The following is a 21,565-nucleotide window of genomic DNA, read 5'->3' on the forward strand; positions in this document are numbered from 1 at the left end:
AAATTAAATCCAAATCCCCATTAGCAAGCTAGCAGAGTAACCAATGCTGTATGCCAAAAGCAATAAGACGAAATATCTAAGATAACTTAGGAAGGTTAAATTTTGGATCTTACTCATGGCAACAATGCCAGCTGCCGATCCGATAATTAATAAAGAACCGCCGACACCCACCGCGTAGGTTAACGCCAACCATTGCTCTGGATTCATGGTCACATCGGACTTAAGCAGAGCCGCTGTAAGTGGGACGTTATCAATAAGTGAAGAAAGAATACCCATCGTATAGTTGGCCAGCCAAGTTGGCATAACATCATAGATACCAACAAATGCAACAAGTGCCTCAACCTCTTTTAATGCCCCTACCAATAATAGAATGCCCAAGAAGAACAGAAGCGTATCAAACTCGATCTGACGAATATAATTAAAAATTGGATGATTATGTGTATCTTCACCATAAATACGCGCTAATAAAAACATCACAGACAAACCAAATAGGAAGGTCAGGACAGGGGGAATATCAAAAAATACGTTAAATCCTATTGTCGTCAATATAGTCGTCAAAAAAACAATCGCAATAGCAACATCAACCTGTTCATGCTGCTCGCGTTTTTTACGAATAATAATTTGATCCTTCATAGGAAAACTCAGTAATGTGGTCAATACAAGTACAGCTAAAAACGCAGGGAGCGATAATAAAAGAAGGTTAACGATACTGGCTTTGCCCGCCAAAAATATCATTAACGTTGTAACATCACCTGTGATCATTGCGACACCACCAGAGTTAACTGCAAAAACAGTGACAGTCGCGAAGCGTAAAACTTTTTTGGCGGGTAATTGCAAAGACAAAATAAGAGCGATAGAGATTAGAGTTGCCGTGATATTGTCTGCGAGAGATGAAAACACATAAGCAAATATGGCGATTAAAAATAATAACTTTCGTTCACTAATTTGCTCAGGTAAAAAACGATAAATAATACTTTCTATAAGACCTTTTTTATTAAGGTAAACCACAAACGTCATTGCCGCTAATAAAAACAACCAAAGCCCTGCAATTTCTTCTATGTTTTCTGAAAGACCAGTGATTATTTCTTGATGGTGAATATCTGAGCCACTGAACATGAACAATATTAACCATGCCAATGTACCCAAGAACAAAACTACTTGTGCTTTGTTTACGTGAATAACCTCTTCAAAAACAACAGCCAACAAGCCCAGTAATGAAAGCGCAATTATAAAAATAGAAACGTAATCGGCCATGAGTATGCCCAACAAAAAGGAAAAGATAGCGCCAGTATAAAAGCTGGCGCCAGAAGAGGTTTATTCAAACTATTTATGGTATGCCGGACTCAGCTCAACGACAGCCTCAATAAAGGCTTTGGCATGATCGGGGTCCACAAATTGATGTATGCCATGTCCTAAATTGAAAACATGACCCGTGCCAGAACCATAACTATCTAGGATCGTTTTAACTTCCTCACGAATTCGCTCAGGTTTCGCATATAAAACCGACGGGTCCATATTCCCCTGGAGAGACACCATATCCCCCACGCGACGACGGGCGTTGCCAATATCCGTTGTCCAATCAAGACCAAGGGCATCGCAACCCGTATCTGCCATTAACTCCAACCATTGGCCTGCGCCTTTGGTGAAGAGAATAACAGGTACCTTGCGACCTTCATGCTCACGCATTAATCCTTCTACAATCTGCTTCATATAACGCAATGAGAATTCTTGATAAGCATTGTGACTTAACACACCCCCCCAAGTATCAAAAATCTGAACCGCTTGTGCACCGGCTTTAATTTGCGCGTTCAAATAGTCTGTAACCGATAAAGCCAGCTTATTAAGCATCTCATGCATGGTTTCTGGCTGGTTATACATCATGGCTTTAACATGGCGGAAATCTTTACTGCTTCCCCCTTCAACCATATAGGTGGCTAACGTCCAAGGTGAACCAGAAAATCCAATCAACGGCACGCGACCATTTAGTTCACGACGAATAGTGCTAACCGCATTAGTTACATAACTTAGGTCGCTTGCAGTATCAACAATCGGTAACTCCGCAACATCCTGTTCAGTGCGCACTACTTTTTTAAATTTAGGGCCTTCTCCGGTTTCAAAATACAAACCTAGGTTCATGGCGTCTGGAATCGTCAAAATATCGCTGAACAAGATCGCGGCATCCAATGGATAACGCTCAAGCGGTTGTAACGTGACTTCGCACGCCAGATCTGCGTTTTTACATAGATCCAAAAAAGAGCCCGCATCTGCTCGGCTCGCACGATATTCAGGAAGGTAGCGTCCAGCCTGACGCATCATCCAAATAGGGGTTCTATCTACAGGCTGGCGCAATAGCGCTCGCAAAAAGCGATCGTTTTTTAGTTCGGTCATAAATTACTTCTAAGATCTAAATTAGGTGTCTTTTAGGCTATATTTAGTGTCATTTAAAATAGGGTTTTCATCGACAGACTCTGTTTTGATGATAAGCTTTTTAGTCTGCCCGCTTCCCTTGCCCTCTATCTCTAACTTTTGTACATATGGCTGGCCCGGAGCCAAGAACTTATCCGGTACGTCCAATGGCACTGTAACTACTTCACCTACTTGAGCATCCACACTGATCTTAGTACCTACAGGGGGAATATTGTTATTGGGATCTGCCACTTCCACTATGAAGCAATTATTAACACTTAAATCAATAATACTATTTTCACTTATTGGATTATTACTGCAGTCATATAATTGGATGGTCACCTTGCCACCAGAACTATTAATCATACGTACGGTATCCCAAACTTCTAGCTGTTCTGCACAATGTCCTAAGGCAACTGCCCCTTCGCTACATGATTTACCCCGAAACATGCCGTCTGAAGGATTGTCATCAAACTGACCGTTACTATTAAAATCTGAGTACTCGTCAAATGCAGTATCAGCCGCATCATAGACACCATTATCATCCGCATCTAAAAATGCTTCTGACTGAGTAAAAAAGATTTCTTCATCGTCAAACTGTTTGTTTGAGTTTTTGTCGATGAAAGAATCTTCGCCTATTGTACGAGCCATTATTGTTATTAGATGATCCCCTGTATAACCATTATCTCCACCAGCATCCGGATCGACCGGTTGGTTGCGGTCACGAGCACTCGTCCAGGTTACGCTACAAGTCCCTCCCTCAGTTGCGCACTGTTCTTCTATTAGCCCATTATCGTCTGCAACAAAAGTCACGACCGTGCCATCGGCTACAGGGTTGTTAGAATGGTCTTTAACATAGGCCGATATTTTTACTTCTGTGCCATAAAAATCGTAACCTCGGGGATTGAACGTTTCTGTAGTGATATTGAAACCGTTCACGTCTGCCAGTGTTTTCACCACTTCGCTAGCCGTTTCCTCCTGCGTCTCGTCTTGTGTTTCTCCCTGTGTCTCGTCTCCAGAAGCACTATCATCAGTATCCTTTTGCGCAGCGCTTTCACCACCACATGCGGAAAGCATCCAAGCCATTCCGAATAACAGTACGATTTTTCTAATAGTCATAGCATTCCTCTCCTGCAATTGGCGTTATTGTAACCAGATTCCCTATGGATTCCATCAGCCAAATCAATAAATATACCTATTCAACAAAAAAGCACGATGGGTTCTCACCCATCGTGCTTCTAGATATAAGTAAGGGGTATATATTAAACGTCTAGGAAGTCCAGAATACCTTCTGCTGCCTGACGTCCTTCCCAAATAGCGGTTACCACTAGGTCGGAACCACGCACCATGTCGCCACCAGCAAAGATTTTCTCGTTCGCCGTTTGGAACTTAAACTCCTGCTCTTCTGGCGCAACTACACCATCCCAGCTATTCAATTCAATGCCAAACTTCTCGAACCATGGAGCAGGGCTTGGGCGGAAGCCAAAGGCCACCAAAACCGCGTCGGCTGGAAGAACCTCCTCGGAACCTTCAATGGGCTCAGGACGACGACGACCATTTTCATCCGGCTCACCGAGCTGGGTCGTAATAACCTTGACTCCTTCAACCTTTCCATCACCTACAATGGCGACTGGTTGACGGTTAAATAGGAAGTTAACGCCTTCTTCACGAGCGTTTACCACTTCGCGTTTGGAGCCTGGCATGTTCTCTTCATCACGACGGTAAGCACAAGTCACTGACGTGGCACCTTGACGGATAGACGAACGGTTACAGTCCATAGCCGTATCACCACCACCAAGAACAACCACACGCTTGCCCTTCATATCGATGAAGTCTTCCGTATTCTTTTCCCAACCTTGGTTGTGATTAACGTTTGCGATTAAGAAATCTAAAGCGTCATATACACCCGGCAAGTCTTCACCAGGGAAACCGCCTTTCATGTAGTTATAAGTACCCATACCTAAGAACACGGCATCGTATTCTTTTTCGATATCGGCAAATTCTACATCTTTACCTACCTCAGTATTTAAGCGGAACTCGACACCCATGCCTTCGAATACTTCACGACGGCGGGCCATAACGCTTTTTTCCAGTTTAAACTCTGGAATACCAAAAGTTAGCAAGCCACCAATTTCTGGATATTTATCAAATACCACTGGCTTAACGCCATTACGCACAAGTACGTCGGCAGCGCCAAGACCAGCAGGACCAGCACCAATGATGGCCACTTTTTTGTCGGTCATGGTGACTTTAGACATATCAGGGCGCCAGCCCATGGCGAATGCCGTATCGGTAATGTATTTCTCAACATTACCAATGGTCACTGCACCAAAACCGTCATTCAATGTACAAGCGCCTTCACACAAGCGATCTTGCGGGCAAACACGTCCACACACTTCAGGTAGCGTATTGGTTTGGTGGCTTAACTCCACCGCTTCCATGATATTGCCTTCACTTGCCAGCTTCAGCCAGTTTGGGATGAAGTTATGCACAGGGCATTTCCATTCACAATAAGGGTTACCACAGGCCAAACAACGATGGCTTTGATCCGCCGCTTGCGTCTGGTCAAATGGTTCGTAAATCTCAACAAATTGAGACTTACGGGTATTAATATCTTTTTTAGCTGGATCTCCACGACCCACATCTAAAAACTGAAAATCATTGTTTAATCGTTTTGCCATATTTCACCTCGTTGGACTCTAGAACTCACCTATTTCGCTTGTGGCGATTACTCGGAGCGAGTCCGGGTGTTTTCAAGCAATTGTTCTAGGCTGGCCGCTTTTGGCTTCACCAACCAGAATTTGCCGATGTATTTTTCGAAGTTTTCTAGGATTTCTTGACCCCATTCACTTCCAGTTTCTGCAACATACTTCTTCACGATACCGCGTAAGTGATGACGATGTGCTTCGGTTTCTTCGTTACTAATGCGATGAATATCGACTAATTCATGGTTATATTTATCCACAAATGATTTATCCATATCCAAGACATAAGCAAAACCACCGGTCATACCTGCACCAAAGTTGTATCCAGTACTGCCCAGTACGGTAATTTGACCGCCAGTCATATATTCACAACAGTGGTCACCTGCGCCCTCAACAACAGCGTGGGCACCAGAGTTGCGCACACCAAAACGTTCACCCGCACAACCTGCCGCATAAAGCGTACCGCCGGTAGCACCATATAAACAGGTATTACCCACAATGGATGCGTCTTGCGATGCAAACGAGGATACTTTTGGTGGATAAATCACAAGCTTGCCGCCCGTCATACCTTTACCCACATAGTCGTTGGCATCACCTTCAAGATGCATGTTTAAGCCACCAGCATTCCACACACCGAAGGACTGACCTGCTGTACCAGTAAGCTTCAACGTAACCGGATTGCTTGCCATGCCTTGATTGCCATGACGCAATGCAATTTCACCCGATAAGCGTGCACCGATAGAACGATCACAGTTTGAAATGTTGTAACTGAACTCGCCGCCTTTTTTGGCTTCGATAGATGGAAGTATGTCAGCCACCATTTTCTCAGCCAGCGCACCTTCGTCATACGGTGTGTTGCGATCTACTTGAACCGTATGCGGCTTATCTGCTGGAATTTGATCATTGCCCAACAAATCCGATAGATCCAACTTACGTTGTTTCTCAGTTTGACCTTCAATCACTTCGAGTAAGTCAGTGCGACCTACTAATTCTTCAAGCGTGCGAACACCCAAGGCAGCCATCCATTGACGAGTTTCTTCAGCAACAAAGCGGAAGAAGTTCTTAACCATTTCAACGGTGCCGATGAAGTGTTTTTCACGCAGTTCATCATTCTGAGTTGCAACACCAGTAGCGCAGTTATTGAGGTGACAAATACGTAAGTATTTACAACCCATCGCCACCATTGGGGTGGTACCGAAACCGAAGCTTTCAGCACCCAAGATGGCGGCCTTAACAATATCCAAACCAGTTTTTAAACCACCATCTGTCTGCAAACGCACATTGCCACGCAAGTCATTTGCACGAAGTGCTTGATGCGCTTCTGCCAAGCCAAGTTCAAATGGTGAACCTGCATACTTAATGGAAGTAAGCGGCGATGCTGCTGTACCGCCGTCGTAACCTGAAATCGTAATTAAATCAGCATAGGCCTTAGCAACACCCGCTGCGATCGTGCCCACACCCGGTTCAGACACAAGCTTTACCGAAACCTTAGCACGTGGATTCACCTGCTTAAGATCGTATATCAGCTGTGCCAAATCCTCGATCGAATAAATATCGTGGTGTGGTGGCGGTGAAATCAAGGTTACACCAGGAACGGAGTAACGCAGCGTCGCAATAAGGCTGTTCACTTTACCACCTGGTAGCTGACCACCTTCACCTGGCTTCGCACCTTGTGCCACTTTGATCTGTAAAACTTCGGCACTAGAAAGATAGTGCGGAGTTACACCGAAACGACCAGAAGCAATCTGCTTAATCTTAGAATTTTTAACCGTGCCATAGCGCTTAGGATCTTCACCACCTTCGCCCGAGTTAGAGTTTCCGCCTAACTCGTTCATTGCTTGAGCTAGCGCCTCGTGGGCTTCTGGTGATAGTGCGCCCAACGACATCGCAGCAGAGTCGAAGCGAGGGAAGATTTTTTCCGCAGGTTCGACTTGGTCAATACTGATGCTGTTATCGGTTTTAAGGCTGAACAAATCACGAATGGTTGCCACTGGACGCTCATTAACAAGCTTCGCGTACTGGTCATACGCGCTTTGCGAGCCTGTCTGAACAGCATCCTGAATGGTGGAAATAACGTCTGGATTAAACGCGTGATATTCACCACCGTGCACGTACTTCAGTAGTCCACCTTGATCCAGAGTTTTACGTGCTTTGAAAGCTTTCTTGGTATTATTGCGCAGGTCTTGCTCAAAGTCAGAGAAGTCGGCACCTTTAATCCGGCTAGTCAAACCACAGAAGCACAGGTCAACCACTTCTTCTGCTAAGCCAATACCTTCGAATAATTGCGAACCACGATAAGAGGCAATGGTGGAGATACCCATTTTAGATAGGATCTTCATCAAGCCCTTGCGAATGCCTTTACGGAAGTTCTGATTAGACTTCAATGGATCGCCAATGAGCTCGCCGCTACGATGCATATCACCCAATACTTCGTAAACTAACCATGGGTAAACGGCTGTCGCACCGAAGCCTAATAGCACAGCAAAGTGATGGGCATCACGAGCATCACCTGTTTCCACAACTAGGTTTGTACTACAACGCAACGAGTTTTTAATTAACGCATGGTGAACTGCACCAGTAGCCATAGCTGCAGGAATTACCAACTGGCCTTCTTTCACATCTCTGTCAGAGAGAATTAAAATGGTGGTGCCTTCGCGAGCCGCTGCTTCTGCTTGCTCAACGAGTGTTTGAATAGCCTGCTTGAGTCCCAAGGTCTCATCAAATGCAAGAGGCAAAGTAGTATAACTAAACTCGTCTTTGCCTGTATTCTTTAGACCATTGAACTTCAACGGTGACAGCACAGGGCTCGTCAAAATAATACGGCTTGCGTGATCAGGCGCCTCAACAAAAACATTCTTTTCTTTACCGATACATGTCTCAAGAGACATGACAATTGCTTCACGTAAAGGGTCAATTGGCGGGTTGGTTACCTGCGCAAATTGCTGACGGAAATAGTCGGCAATATTACGGGAATTTTTAGACAACACAGCCATAGGCGCGTCATCACCCATAGAACCAGTACCCTCAACTCCCTGCTCCGCAAGCGGGCGTAAGACTTGGTCACGTTCTTCGAAAGAGATCAGGTGAAGTTTTTGATGAACCTTAACTTGATCACTGGTTAACGGTTCTTCATTCAAACGCTTAAGCTCAAGCTCAGACTCAATGCGCACAGCATTTTCTTTCAACCACTTGCGATAAGGCTGAGAATCTTTCAGGCGCGTGTCAATTTGATTCGCTTCAAGCACTTCGCCATTTAACGTATCAATCGCTAGTATTTCACCAGGTCCAACGCGGCCTTTTGCAATCACATCTTCAGCTTTATAGCTGTGAGTACCAATTTCTGAGGCAACAGTGATATAGCCATTCTTTGTTTTCACCCAGCGAGATGGACGCAAACCATTACGATCGAGACCACAAACAGCGTAACGACCATCAGTAATAACTAAACCAGCTGGGCCGTCCCATGGCTCCATATGCATACTGTTATATTCATAGAATGCACGTAAATCTGAATCCATGGTTTCCACGTTCTGCCAGGCAGGCGGAATCATCATGCGTATCGCACGGAACATATCCATGCCACCGGTATGCAACAATTCAAGCATGTTATCCATGGAAGACGAATCCGAACCAGTTGTGTTAACAACAGGCTGGATTGATTCCAATTCGCTTAGAAGCGGTGTTTCGAACTGAGCGCCACGGGCTGCAGCCCAATTACGGTTACCACGAATCGTGTTGATCTCACCATTGTGAGCTAGCATTCGGAATGGCTGAGCCAAAGGCCAGCGAGGTGCAGTATTTGTAGAGAAACGCTGGTGGAAGACACAAATAGCCGTTTCCAAGCGTTCATCGCCTAGGTCTAGATAGAAGTTAGGCAAGTCCACAGGCATCATTAGACCTTTATAGGACAGAGTTTGCTCAGACAAGGAGCAAATGTAGAAATCTTCATTACCCTGCAAAGCCAGTTCGGTCTTGCGGCGCGCGTAATAAAGCTTGACTGCAAGCTTGGATTCGTCAATCGCGCTATCTGGCGCGACAAAGACTTGCTCAAAACGAGGCAAGCAATCAATGGCCATAGGACCAAGGCAATCGTTGTTTGTTGGAACCAGACGCCAACCAAGAACCTTTAGCCCTTGCTTTTCAATTTCTTGGTTAAAAGTCTCGCGCTGCTTTTGCGCAGTCGCTTCATCAAGGTCTAAGAAGACCATACCCACCGCATATTGCTCAGGTAATTCAACTTCTATATCGGTTTTCGCCACTTGACGAAGGAAGCTATCAGGCTTTTGAATCAATAAACCACAGCCATCACCTGTTTTTCCATCCGCCGCGATACCACCACGGTGGGTCATACAAGTCAAAGATTCGATGGCAGTACGCAGAAGGTCGTGACTCGCCTGACCTTCCATATGGGCGATCAAGCCGAAACCACAGTTGTCTTTAAATTCACCTGGAGTGTACAGACCTGTTCTCATAGACGCTCTCATCAATAAGTCTTTAAAATTCAGTGCCTTACATGGCACCGGGACGCCAATTCAGTAGTTTTGAACAGACAAAAGGACGGTCATTCTACACATCTGAGGGGGCCTACTCAAATAAATTAGGCATGCGGGGGTGTTCTGTGGATAAAATCCACAAACATATTTACGGAATATTAGTCTGTGATCTGGTCGTTTTTACGTATATCTTCCTGGATTTTCTCCATTGGTCGGACCCAAGGTTGTGTGGACATCAGCGTTGATAGTTTGTTCGCAGTTTCGTTAGCTGATTCTTTTCCTGTAATGGGGGCATACACCACCACATACCAAGGTTGCCCTTTATATTGAGTAGTGTAAATACTCAATTTATTCTCACCCAACTGCGAGCCAAACTGGTCAATCACAGCTTGAGCACTTTTCTTGCTCCGCACACCGACTAACTGTAAACCAAAGTCACTGGGCTTTGCTGACAACAGAGGGTGTACAAATTCTTCTGCCCGATCTAAGACAGGCTGATCATTGTCTCTTTCTTGAACTACCTGTGCAGGCTCGACAGCGAGTTCCTCTGTTTTCATAGGAAGACTGTCATTAGTACTATCGACTGCGTGCGGCACGCTTTTTTCTGCGATAACCTGTTGGGGAGATTCAGCCTGTTGCGATGGGGTCACATCATCTGCGTCGGCGTCGACCACCTCAGTTACCACCGCCTCACCAGCTATAAGTCGAGCGATAGCATCATCCTCGATATTTTCTTCGCTTGGGGATTTGTACAAATAAGATATCAATAAAGCACTTCCGATCAAAACGACAGCGGCAATATGACCCAATGGCAAGTTAGAAGTGCTGCTGGTCGAGCTATCTGCGGTCTGGAATTGGGTATCAACAATAGTGACCAAGTTGCCAGGTAAGCCAGAACTCAAGCGCCAGTAGTGGTGCAGTGCTTTATCGCTTAAGGGCAAATGATCTATCCCCGACTGACGATAAAACCCTTGCAGAAACTGCGTTGTCGCCTCCTCCGAGAATGGTTGCAATTGCGCATGATGAAGCTTTTCTTCGCTTTGTAAATTATGCTGAACATCCACACACATTTGATGTAAGACCGGATCCCCAGTAACCATTAACTGCCAACGATGTTCTCCTTGTGAGTGCGCAATTAAATAGGTCAGAGCTTCATCCGAAAGTAATTGAGCATCATCTACCAAGATATGAAATGGCTCAGATTGGATCGCCATATTCTTCAATGATTGTTCGATCTCTTGACTGTCTGCTACGCAACCCAATTGCATAGCAACGACATATTGAACCTCTTCGAGACTAGAATAATCACTGGCTGAAAATAAAAGTGTTTGATAATGGACGCTAAGCTGATCACTCATTTGCTGCAGGAGCATGGAACGACCGCTACCTACTTCACCGGTGAGAACCACCACTAATTGGCTGAATTCATGGACGTGCGCGAGCATTTCGAGGACAGCTGCTCGCTCATCAGTTTCAATGTACTGCGGAGATGGATTAGCGCTATGTGCCATCCAGACCCCCTGTGTGGTTATTATTATTGGGTTTTAATGCACAAAGCTATGCAAACTCGCTTCAAACTCTTCAAGGCCAAAGTCTGATGATATAATTGCTTGCCCTAATGCTTTGAGCAGTACTAGCCTCAGCTTACCATCCACAACCTTTTTGTCTACTGCCATCAGCGCCTTAAAGTCGGCTACGGACATATCTTTAGGCGCATCGACAGGTAAGTTCGCAGCTCGAATTAAAGATTGCGTTCTCTTCAGGTCTGCACCCGATATCCAACCCAAGCGGTGGGACAAATCGGCCGCCATAATCATGCCCGCTGCAACCGCTTCGCCATGTAACCAGTTGCCGTAGCCCTGATGATTCTCAATAGCATGGCCATAGGTATGACCTAGATTCAAAATCGCTCGAATACCACCTTCTTTTTCGTCTTGGGCAACAACATCCGCTTTGGCAGCACAAGAGGTTAACACGGCATAAATTAACGCGTCTTGATCCCTAGATAATAGAGAACTCATATGAGTCTCCAACCACTCCAAAAACTCATAATCGGTGATCAAACCGTATTTGATTACCTCAGCAATACCTGCAGATAGTTCTCGGTCAGGCAAGGTAGTTAACGAGTCAATATCAATCAAAACACATTTTGGCTGATGGAACGCACCAATCATGTTTTTGCCTAAACGATGATTAACACCTGTTTTACCACCGACTGAAGAATCGACTTGCGACAGTAATGTCGTTGGTATTTGGATAAAATCCACACCTCGCTGATAACTTGCTGCCGCGTATCCAGTCATATCGCCAATAACGCCTCCGCCCAACGCAACCAGTGTAGTGGTTCGGTTATGCTGTTTTTCTAGTAAGGCATCGAAAATTAAATTTAAATGGGTAAGATCTTTGAAAGCTTCACCATCCGGCAAAATCACACTATCAACCTGTTTACCTGGGAACAAAGCCTTGGCTTTTTCAAGATACAAAGGTGCAATCGTATCATTGGTGACAATCATAACTTGCTGCCCTGCCACATAAGGCAGGATGAGCTGAGTATTCTCGATCAGCCCAGAACCTACAAAAATAGGGTAGCTACGATCACCTAGATCCACATTCAAAGTCTGCATATTCAAAGGACTACGTTTAATTCTTGAAGTTTATCGATTATTTCTTGAACAACCAGCTTAGGATTGCTTTCATCGGTATGAACAATAATGTCAGCGACCTCACGATATAGAGGGTCTCGCTGTACCATTAATTCCTGAAGAACTTTTTTAGGATTCGGCCTTTGCAACAAAGGGCGGTTTTTATCCTTTTCTGTGCGCGCCAATTGCTGCTCAACCGACGTGCAAAGATAGACGACTGTGCCTCTTGCGGACAAATGTTGGCGATTTTCCGGACGATTAACAGCTCCGCCGCCAGTCGCTAGAAGAATACCAGACTGCTGGGTAATATCATCAATCGCTTGGGACTCACGATCACGAAAACCCTGCTCTCCCTCAACATCAAATATCCAAGGAATGTTACAGCCACAGCGATCTTCAATTTCTTTGTCGCTGTCAATGAACTCCAGCTTGAGCTCTTGAGATAAAAGTCGACCTATGGTGCTTTTCCCAGCCCCCATAGGTCCAACCAGATATACGTTTTGCTTTAACATTTGTTTGTTCTAGCGATTACTTATTACGTCTTTAACCAGTCGAGGCGTAATAAAGATTAATAGCTCACTCTTATCTTCCGTTCGAGTAGTCCTGCGGAACAACTGTCCGATTACAGGTAGATCACCAAAGAACGGTGTTTTATCAACTTGTGTTATGTCTTCGGATTGAAAGATACCACCCAAAACAATGGTTTCGCCATTATTAACTAAGACCTGAGTTTCCAGTTCATTGGTATCTATCGACGGGATACTATTAAAGATCTCACCGACGGCATCTTTGTTGATAATTAAATCCATCAAGATACGATCGTCAGGAGTAATTTGTGGCGTAGCTTCTAGCTTCAAGACAGCTTCTTTAAATACGATTGAGGTTGCGCCGCTGGCAGAAGCCTGTTCATACGGTATTTCTGTACCCGCCTGAATACGAGCAGTCTGCCCATCCGCAGTGATAACTCTTGGCTGGGATATAATTTCAGCTTTACCGTCTGACTCTAGAGCAGATAACTCCAGATCCAACACATACTCATCGGTACTTAAACCAAAAGCAAAAGTAGACGCATTCGCCGCTGCAATAGGGAAATTAATGACACTGTCAGTCTCGCTTATGTCCCTAACTGGACTACCGGCAGTGATTCCATCATTAAAGCGAGACACAGTATCAAGCCCGCCGCCTAAAGTTAGGTTATCAGAACCGTCTAAAACACCATAACCACCACCCCAGCGAATACCTAAGTTTTCACCAACGTTCGTACTTGCAACGACAATACGAGCTTCAATCAAGACCTGTTTCACTGGAACGTCTAAGATATTGATTGCTCTGCGGACGCCTTCGATCGACATTGCGGTATCTTGAATAATGATCGTATTGGTACGGGAATCAACACTGGCTGTACCACGCTCACCCAACAAGCTGCCTTCAGCTGAAACAAGAGCAAGAATATCGGTCGCTTTCGCATAACGAACTTGGATGAATTCGGTTCTCAAAGGAGCGTATTCTTCAACCTGTTTATTAGCCTCCATTTCAATCTTTTGTCGATTAGCGATTTGATCCGCTGGACCAACCATCAAGACATTGCCCATTTGCTGTTTTGCCAGACCTTGAGATTTCAAAACAATCTCAAGCGCCTGATCCCAAGGTACATTTTTTAAACGCAAAGTAATATTACCCTGCACTGTATCACTGGCGACCAAGTTAAAACCTGTGAAGTCTGCGATAATCTGAAGGACTGTGCGAACCTCAATATCTTGGAAATTAAGAGAGAGCTTCTCACCGGTATAAGGAAAACGCTCTTCTTTAATCCGTTCTTCCTCGTCCTTGGTTAACGGCTTAACACTAACGGTTAAAATATTGTCTGTCTGGTAAGCGAGATAATCGTATAGCTCTTCACTTGGTTCAATGAAGAAGACTGGTGACTGCTCTTCAATGGTTGCATCTATAAAACGTACTGGCGTAGCAAAATCGCGTACATCCAAGCGGCGGCGAAACTCATCAGACATGCTTACACCGGCAAGTTCAACCCTGATACGGCCACTTTCCTGTGAAATATCAACAGGGGTGTTCGGATCAGTAAGCGTAATTTTCACCTGTCCTTCACCAAGGTCTCCACGACGAAAATCGACATCAACGACTCGGCTTTGCTTTCTCGCCTGCTGCCGTTTAGTGTCTGCGTACGAGGCAATGCTATCCGTTAATATATTTTCGCTTTGTTTAACAACCTGATCTGTGTTGCCCACCATGATATAAAGATTGTTACCATCCGTGCGCGTGGTGTATCCAGTTAGCTCAGCTAAATTAAGAATAACTCGAGTGCGACTCTTAGAGCCAACTACAACCGCAGTCCGAGCATTCCCCATTCCAATTTCGTGATACTTTGACTTAAGCTGGCTCTCAGTTTCAGCGAGATCCAAAGCTATACGAGCAGGTTGCTCGATAGTATAACCAGATACATTGGGTGGTACCCCATCGAAACTCAGCTTTATCTCTGTTTTATCCCCAGGTAACGAGGCAAAAGAAATATCCTGCAATATGGTCGCACTAGTTGAAGTGGAAAATAATGCTAGAATACCCAGCAAACTCGTAATAATTGTTTTTCTATTCATTTAATTTCCACTCCTAGCAGATGCTTGCAATCCCATACTATGGGGACGAGAAATCCACCCGCCACTGCCATTTGGTACAACCTCGATCAAATCAACTTTTGATTCGCTTATATTAATAATCCGACCATGATTCTTGCCCATATAGTTGCCTTCCTCAACTGTATGAACACTGCCAGAAAACGTTTTTATCAAAGCCTTAAGCGCTCCAGACTCAGATTTCGATAAAGTACCTACAAGAGTCAGCTCACCTAGGGTATAGCGCTCCAAGGGTTCTTTCCGACGCGACTCATCCGGAGCATCTACCGCGTTATCCATTTGCGACGCCATTTCTTCAAAAACAACTGGCGATTCAAAAGGAGAACGTAAAGCAGACGCACTATACACGTACGCAGAATAAGGCTGGAACTCTGGTAATGGTTGAATTCTACCCCTTTGGGTGTTCAGTGTTTCGGAAACAAAACTCTGTAAATCATCAGTATCCGTGCCACTAGAACAAGCGGTCAAAAGGACTAAGCTACTTATCACTAACTTCTTCATTTCTTCTTCCGCTTTTTGCTTTTATTGCCACTGTTGTAGCGGTAAGTTTTCGCGACGATTTTCAAATTCAACTTATTCTGGTCCGCGGTATTTGCACTCACCACCTCAAAGTCGTGAAGAGTCACGATACGGCTTAGCCCTGCAACAGCGCTAACAAAAGCACCAAAATCATGATATTCACCTACAACATCAATGTTAATTGGAAGCTCAGTATAAAACTCGGTATCAACTTCTTTATCGAGTTCTATCGATCTCATCTCCAAGCCTGCACCCAAAGCAGCGGTTGTAATATCATCAAGCAAACCAGGCACCTCAGTATCGCGAGGCAATTGACGCAATAAAGTACCAAAAGATTCTTCAATATCCTGTAACTGCTGTTTATATTCGTCTAAATTGTTTACTCTAAACGCCTTGGTTTTAAACTCTTCCTTCAATTGAGACTCTTGCTGCACAACTTGATCGTATTGCACCCCCAAGTCTTTCAAATTGAACCAGTATAAAGCACCCAAAACACCAACGAAAACCAATCCTGCGAAAAAGACCCTGCCAGCCAACGGCCACGAGCCCATATTATTCCAATCGATGTTCTCTATGTCGTTTACATCGATATTCTCAATTTTTTCTTTAAATTCTTTGAAATCCATTATTTCACCTCATCCTTTTCTGGACGAGATTGATCTACCAAAAGATCAAAATCATTAAAGCCATTGGTACCTGCTTGCACTTTAAGCAAGTTAGGATCACTAAACCACGCGGACTCATCAAAATTACGCATCAGTTGAGAAATTTCGTCATTACTTGATGCCCGTCCATCAACAGTAAAACGCTTACCCTTTACCTTAACACTGACAAAAAACACTTCATCAGGAATAACCCTAGCCATCTCATCAAATACGCGAACGATTACGGGACGATTGCCCTGCAACTCTTGAATCAGACGCATACGGTCCAAAAGCTCTTCTCGCTTCTGCCTAAGCTCACGGATTTCCACAATTTTTTTATCCAACGCACTTGCTTGTTTTTGCAAGTAACTATTACGCCCTTGCTGAACCTCAATCGCGCTATTTAACGCGCCATTGGCGAACCACCAAATAGCACCTGCGACAATAGTAACCAAGACCAAAACGCTGACATATTCTTTCTGTTTTTCTTCCCTTAGCTCTTCTCGCCAAGGGCGCAGATTAATCCTTGCCATTAGTCGAAGCTCCTCAGGGCTAAACCACACGCCACTAACAAACCAGGAGCATCATTGGATAACATTTGAGCATTCACTTTGGGGCCTACCGTCATATTGGCAAAGGGGTTGGCTATTAATGCAGGTGTGCCTATCTTTTCTTGAACCAACTGGGCCAAGCCATCAAGGGAGCTCGTTCCACCCGCTAGAATCACGTAATCCACATCATTGTACTGACTAGAACTATAAAAGAACTGCAATGAGCGACTGACCTGCTGAACAACCGACTCTTTAAAAGGCAGTAAAATTTCCGTTTCATAGTCATCAGGCAAGCCACCTTCTAACTTAGCTCGCGTGGCTTCTTCCGCAGAGATACCGTAGCGCCGCTGAATTTCTTCAGTTAACTGCTGACCACCAAACATTTGTTCTCGATTGTAGATAATACTGCCTTGGTGCAACACGTTGAGTGTCGTCATAGTCGCACCAATATCGATGATAGCGACTGTATCAATGTTGTCACCTTCAAGCTGCGGCTCCAATAATTGATAGGCACGTTCGATACAGTAGGCCTCTACGTCAACTACTGCGGATTCAAGACCACCGATTTCGATCGAATCTTCACGAAGCTCAACTGTTTCTTTTCGGCAAGCAGCCAACAAAACATCCACTTGTTGTTCATTACCTTCAACAGGACCTTGAACCTCAAAATCCATGGCCACTTCTTCAAGTGGGTAAGGGATATATTGATCGGCTTCAACTTTGATTTGGTTTTCGCGCTCATCGTCGTTCATATCCGCGGCCATCTGGATGGTCTTGGTAATAACAGCCGATCCGGCAACAGCAACAGCGCCGCGCTTGCAGGTTGAGCGCGATCGGGTCAATGCTTTTTTGATGACCCCGCCAACAACCTCTTCGTCACTAATACTTTGTTCTACTACTGCATTTTCTGGCAAGATTTCCGACGCATAGGCCTCGACTTGCATGCGATCATTATTTTTTGTCAGTTCAATCAATTTGACGCGTGTAGAGCTGATATCCACACCAAGAACTGCCTTATTTTTTTTCTTAAATAAATTGGCTAGCACTGAAAATCCTTAATTTACCCAGCAACCTGGATAGAAAAGTGCCAAAATGCACGTTATCTGGGTCATTATAAGCACAATCCTATGAAAAGGACAAAAACCATTTATAATGCCCGCGGCCCATTAACACAGGGTAATTCATACAGTTTAAGCGTTATATGATGAAAAAAAATCGACCTGTTCTGCGTTTTTTGCTTTTAGCGCCACTTGCTGGCCTATTTGGACTTATTTTTGGTATCGCCAGCGTATATTTATATTTGGCACCTAGCCTGCCGTCGGTTGAGAGTCTAAAAAACATACAGCTCCAAACACCTCTGCGCATTTACAGTCACGATGAAAAACTTATCGCAGAATTTGGCGAAAAACGACGCACCCCCATTGCGTTCGAACAAGTTCCTCAGCAATTTTATAACGCCTTAATCGCCGCAGAGGATGAAAACTTTTACAGCCATCCCGGTATAGATATTAAAGGCTTAGCCCGCGCAGCATTTGAATTAATTACAACGGGACAAAAACGCTCTGGTGGCAGTACCATTACTATGCAGGTTGCAAAAAACTATTACCTGAGTAGCGAGAAAACCTTCACTCGTAAGTTCACAGAGATTTTACTTGCCATACACATTGAACAAGAGATCAGTAAAAAAGAAATTCTCGAACTCTATGTTAATAAAATCTATCTAGGCAAACGCGCCTACGGCGTAGAGGCCGCCGCTCAAGTCTATTACGGAAAATCAATTGATCAATTAAGTCTCGCGCAACTAGCCATGATTGCAGGACTACCACAAGCACCAAGTGCCGCAAACCCAATAAATGATCCAGACCGAGCGAGACAGCGACGCAACTATGTTTTAGCTCGAATGTTTACGGAAGACTTTATAACACAAGAAGAATTTACAAAGGCCGCCTCGGAAGAGATTTCCGCCAAATATCACGGTTTATCGACAGAGATCGAAGCATCTTATGTTGCGGAAATGGTGCGAAGTGAACTTGCCGAACTGTACCCTGAAGATCTTTATACCAAGGGGTATCGCGTTTACACAACCATTAATAGTGAAATGCAAGTAGCCGCACAAAAAGCGGTTCGTGTAGGTATTCACAATTACGACCGCGCCCATGGCTTGCGAGAAGCTCCAGAAGTACTCACACCTTATATCTTAAAAGAACAACAAGACGTTCCAGTTCGCGTCGGTGCAAGTATATGGAAACTCGGAGAATCTATTCCATCGATAAATTATGAACTTGAATTACCCCCAAGCCCTGATGACCTCAACCGCTATACGTGGGCAAAAAAGTTACAAGAGCGTAATGCACCTGGAGACCTTGTTTGGGCCGTCATCACAAACATTGACGACGAGGCCCTAACCGCAACGGCATTTACGGCGGACAAAGAAAGTATCGTACTAAATAAAGAGAGCTATGAGTGGGCCCGTCCTTATGTCAACGTAAATATCATTGGTAATCCCATTGAAAAGCCCAGTGAGCTTTTTAGTATTGGTCAAGCCGTTTTACTTGAACCAAGAGGGGAGGAGATTTTTCTCGCACAAAAACCTGAGGTGCAAGCGTCCCTAGTATCATTCAACCCCCAAGACGGTGGCTTGCTCGCATTGGTCGGCGGATATGATTTCTCGCTTAGCAAGTACAATCGCTCAACTCAAGCGAACCGCCAACCTGGCTCAAGCTTTAAACCATTTGTTTACAGCTCTGCTCTAGAGGCTGGCTTTACCCCCGCCTCCATCATTAACGATGCACCAGTTGTTTTTGAAGATGATAGCCTTGAAGCAATTTGGCGCCCAGAAAACTATAGCGGCAAGTTTTATGGTCCGACTCGCCTCAGACAGGCGCTATATAAGTCCAGAAACCTAGTATCCATTCGCCTGCTAAATCGCACTGGTGTGGGGCGAACTATTCGCTATATTAGCCAGTTGGGAATCCCAAGGGCGAAGCTAAATCGAGATCTCTCACTTGCCCTAGGTAGTTCGGGTATGACGCCATTCGAACTCGCAACAGGTTATATGGTATTAGCTAATGGCGGCTACAAAGTTGAGCCATTTGTTATCAAACGGATAGAAGACAGCGAAGGTAATGTTTTATTTGAACACGAACCAAAGCAAGTATGCCCTGATTGCAAAAAAGCCATTGAAGAATATCAAGCCAAACTTGAAACACGAATAGCTGAGAATCCAGAAGCGTTATTTAATCAAACCTCTGAAGAACTTCCTCTTAGCTTAGAAGAGTTTAGTCAGCAATTCCCACCTATTGCCCCTAAGGTGATGGATGAACGCGTGAATTATCTCATGTACACCATGATGCAAGATGTTATAAAACGCGGTACGGGTAAGCGCGCTCTTGCGCTTGGTCGCGAAGACTTAGCAGGCAAAACCGGCACAACCAACGATCAAAAAGACGCTTGGTTTTCCGGCTTCAATAATAAAGTAGTTGCCAATGTATGGGTCGGCTTTGATGATCCACAAACACTGGGTAAGTGGGCGTTTGGTAGTAATACCGCATTACCTATTTGGGTTGACTTCATGGAAACGGCGTTAAAGGGCATGCCTCACAGCCCTATTCAGAGACCAGAGGGCCTAGTCAGCGTTCGTATTGACCCTGAAACTGGAAACCGTGCTTACCCAGGACAGCCAAACGCCATTTTTGAGACATTCCGTGCTGAAAACGTACCGCAACAAATGGAAACGCCACCAAGCTACGTAGAGCCAAACGGCAGCGATCAAACGGGTTCATCTCAACAGGATTCCGAAAATATTGCGCCAGAGCAATTATTCTAGGGCTTTGTGCTGTAAAGCCAAACCACTTAAAACATCAAGAAATGCCGCCACCGATTTCAGCGGGGCGGTTTCTTCCATAGTGTGGTAACCACTGCTTGGTATCTGCAATGTGGTGCCATCAACCAAACCGTTACTGCCCGCAATAATGCGTCCTAACTCAGTTGACCCCAATGAGTAAGGGGTTTTCCCTTGCAATGATAACTCCAAATTAAGTTTTTCCACGTACTCATCTTTGAATAAAGTCTGAAACCCTAACTGTTGGCATAAATCCTCAAGGTCCTGAGACAAACGGGCGTTAAACCCTGCGTTGGCATCCTTTTTTCGTAAAACCAAATGTTGCTGAGCAGCCGTCAAAAAGTCTGGAAACGGACTGGTATCTACAACAATTAAGTGATTTGTGCTTCCTCCAAATCGGCGGAACCACTCCAGCATGTATCGCCAGCTTTTTCCTGCCTCTTCCTGCGCAGTAAAAAAACACGTCCCTTGGTAACCTAATTCAAATAAATATACTAAGGCAGCCGCCGTTAGCACATTATCAAGCTGCGCTGTCATAGAGTCTTTGTTGACTGAGAGCTTATCCTTGAAAGCAACCGGTGTGCCTGCCACCAAATGCTCTAGACCAGACACATTGAATATTAGGTTGTTGCGAAATTCACAAACATAACAGGATTCTATTTTACCCTGACCTCGATACGCACCCGACCAAGGCTCATATGCATATACACTTTGCCCGTGAAATCGCTGTGCAACTTTATTCATAAGCAACTCGCTCACAGAGTTGCCTAACAAGTCACTTCTTGCACCAGCCACAAATGCAGCGTATTGAAATTCATTTGGACCAGTACACATCAATCCGTGTCGATCAATATGTGCTGAAAGATATAACGCATCAGGTTGCTTACCATGGGCCACTAACACGCCTTCGTACCAAGTCACCTCAGCACCACGATCTTCTAGCTCACGCTGTAATACTCGATAAAAAGCATGCTCTGCGCCAACGACACTTGGCTGGCGCACGAGTGAAGAGAGAAGTTCAAGAAAACCAGAGGGAAGCTTGCGAGTCACGGATCCAAACCCTAATCATGAAAATACGAAATGCATTTTCTATAGTGGTTTTTAGTCTCAAAATAC

Annotated in this window: 15 protein-coding genes; 1 reads left to right on the forward strand and 14 read right to left on the reverse strand. The window is 44.7% G+C overall.

Going from position 1 to position 21,565, the window contains the following annotated elements:
* Positions 1–3: 3 nt before the first annotated feature.
* The 13 genes from nhaD to HF888_RS15305 form a co-directional block, all read right to left on the reverse strand.
* Positions 4–1,254, reverse strand: a complete 1,251-nt coding sequence (gene nhaD / locus HF888_RS15245) for a sodium:proton antiporter NhaD (protein WP_007018224.1) — start codon at positions 1,252–1,254, stop codon at positions 4–6.
* A gap of 69 nt (positions 1,255–1,323) precedes the next feature.
* Positions 1,324–2,388: a uroporphyrinogen decarboxylase gene (gene hemE / locus HF888_RS15250; protein WP_007018225.1), complete on the reverse strand. Its 1,065-nt coding sequence runs from the start codon at positions 2,386–2,388 to the stop codon at positions 1,324–1,326.
* A gap of 21 nt (positions 2,389–2,409) precedes the next feature.
* Positions 2,410–3,525, reverse strand: a complete 1,116-nt coding sequence (locus HF888_RS15255) for a hypothetical protein (RefSeq protein ID WP_007018226.1) — start codon at positions 3,523–3,525, stop codon at positions 2,410–2,412.
* Positions 3,526–3,668: 143 nt separating this feature from the next.
* Positions 3,669–5,087, reverse strand: a complete 1,419-nt coding sequence (locus HF888_RS15260; protein ID WP_007018227.1) for an FAD-dependent oxidoreductase — start codon at positions 5,085–5,087, stop codon at positions 3,669–3,671.
* 47 nt (positions 5,088–5,134) lie between these two features.
* A complete protein-coding gene (gltB, locus tag HF888_RS15265; protein ID WP_007018228.1) occupies positions 5,135–9,583 on the reverse strand; it encodes a glutamate synthase large subunit in 4,449 nt (1,482 codons plus the stop codon).
* 179 nt (positions 9,584–9,762) lie between these two features.
* Positions 9,763–11,115 carry an SPOR domain-containing protein gene (locus HF888_RS15270; RefSeq protein ID WP_007018229.1) on the reverse strand — a complete coding sequence of 451 codons (1,353 nt, stop codon included), beginning with the start codon at positions 11,113–11,115 and terminating at the stop codon, positions 9,763–9,765.
* A gap of 33 nt (positions 11,116–11,148) precedes the next feature.
* Complete coding sequence (aroB, locus tag HF888_RS15275) at positions 11,149–12,228, reverse strand: 3-dehydroquinate synthase (protein WP_007018230.1); 1,080 nt, start codon at positions 12,226–12,228, stop codon at positions 11,149–11,151.
* Between the two features lie 2 nt (positions 12,229–12,230).
* Entirely contained in the window at positions 12,231–12,758 is a 528-nt protein-coding gene (gene aroK, locus HF888_RS15280) for a shikimate kinase AroK (RefSeq protein ID WP_007018231.1), read from the reverse strand.
* A 9-nt stretch (positions 12,759–12,767) separates the two neighbouring features.
* Positions 12,768–14,858 (reverse strand): type IV pilus secretin PilQ, encoded by a 2,091-nt coding sequence (locus HF888_RS15285; RefSeq protein ID WP_007018232.1) that lies wholly within the window; start codon positions 14,856–14,858, stop codon positions 12,768–12,770.
* Entirely contained in the window at positions 14,859–15,395 is a 537-nt protein-coding gene (locus tag HF888_RS15290; RefSeq protein WP_007018233.1) for a pilus assembly protein PilP, read from the reverse strand.
* Entirely contained in the window at positions 15,392–16,039 is a 648-nt protein-coding gene (locus HF888_RS15295; RefSeq protein WP_007018234.1) for a type IV pilus inner membrane component PilO, read from the reverse strand. The genes HF888_RS15290 and HF888_RS15295 overlap by 4 nt, the downstream gene beginning before the upstream one ends.
* The gene (locus HF888_RS15300) at positions 16,039–16,590 is read right to left on the reverse strand and encodes a PilN domain-containing protein (protein WP_007018235.1); all 552 of its coding nucleotides are present in this window, start codon (positions 16,588–16,590) and stop codon (positions 16,039–16,041) included. The genes HF888_RS15295 and HF888_RS15300 overlap by 1 nt, the downstream gene beginning before the upstream one ends.
* Complete coding sequence (locus tag HF888_RS15305) at positions 16,590–17,654, reverse strand: pilus assembly protein PilM (protein WP_007018236.1); 1,065 nt, start codon at positions 17,652–17,654, stop codon at positions 16,590–16,592. The genes HF888_RS15300 and HF888_RS15305 overlap by 1 nt, the downstream gene beginning before the upstream one ends.
* A 155-nt stretch (positions 17,655–17,809) precedes the next feature.
* Here HF888_RS15305 and HF888_RS15310 point away from each other — a divergent pair, with 155 nt between their 5' ends.
* Positions 17,810–20,434, forward strand: a complete 2,625-nt coding sequence (locus HF888_RS15310) for a penicillin-binding protein 1A (RefSeq protein WP_133308492.1) — start codon at positions 17,810–17,812, stop codon at positions 20,432–20,434.
* Here HF888_RS15310 and HF888_RS15315 read toward each other — a convergent pair.
* On the reverse strand, positions 20,426–21,499 hold the full coding sequence (locus HF888_RS15315; protein ID WP_007018238.1) for a hypothetical protein: 1,074 nt from the start codon (positions 21,497–21,499) through the stop codon (positions 20,426–20,428). The two genes, HF888_RS15310 and HF888_RS15315, sit on opposite strands and share 9 nt — an antisense overlap.
* Positions 21,500–21,565: the final 66 nt, after the last annotated feature.

Source organism: Bermanella marisrubri, from assembly GCF_012295615.1.
Classification (GTDB): Bacteria; Pseudomonadota; Gammaproteobacteria; order Pseudomonadales; family Oceanobacteraceae; genus Bermanella; species Bermanella marisrubri.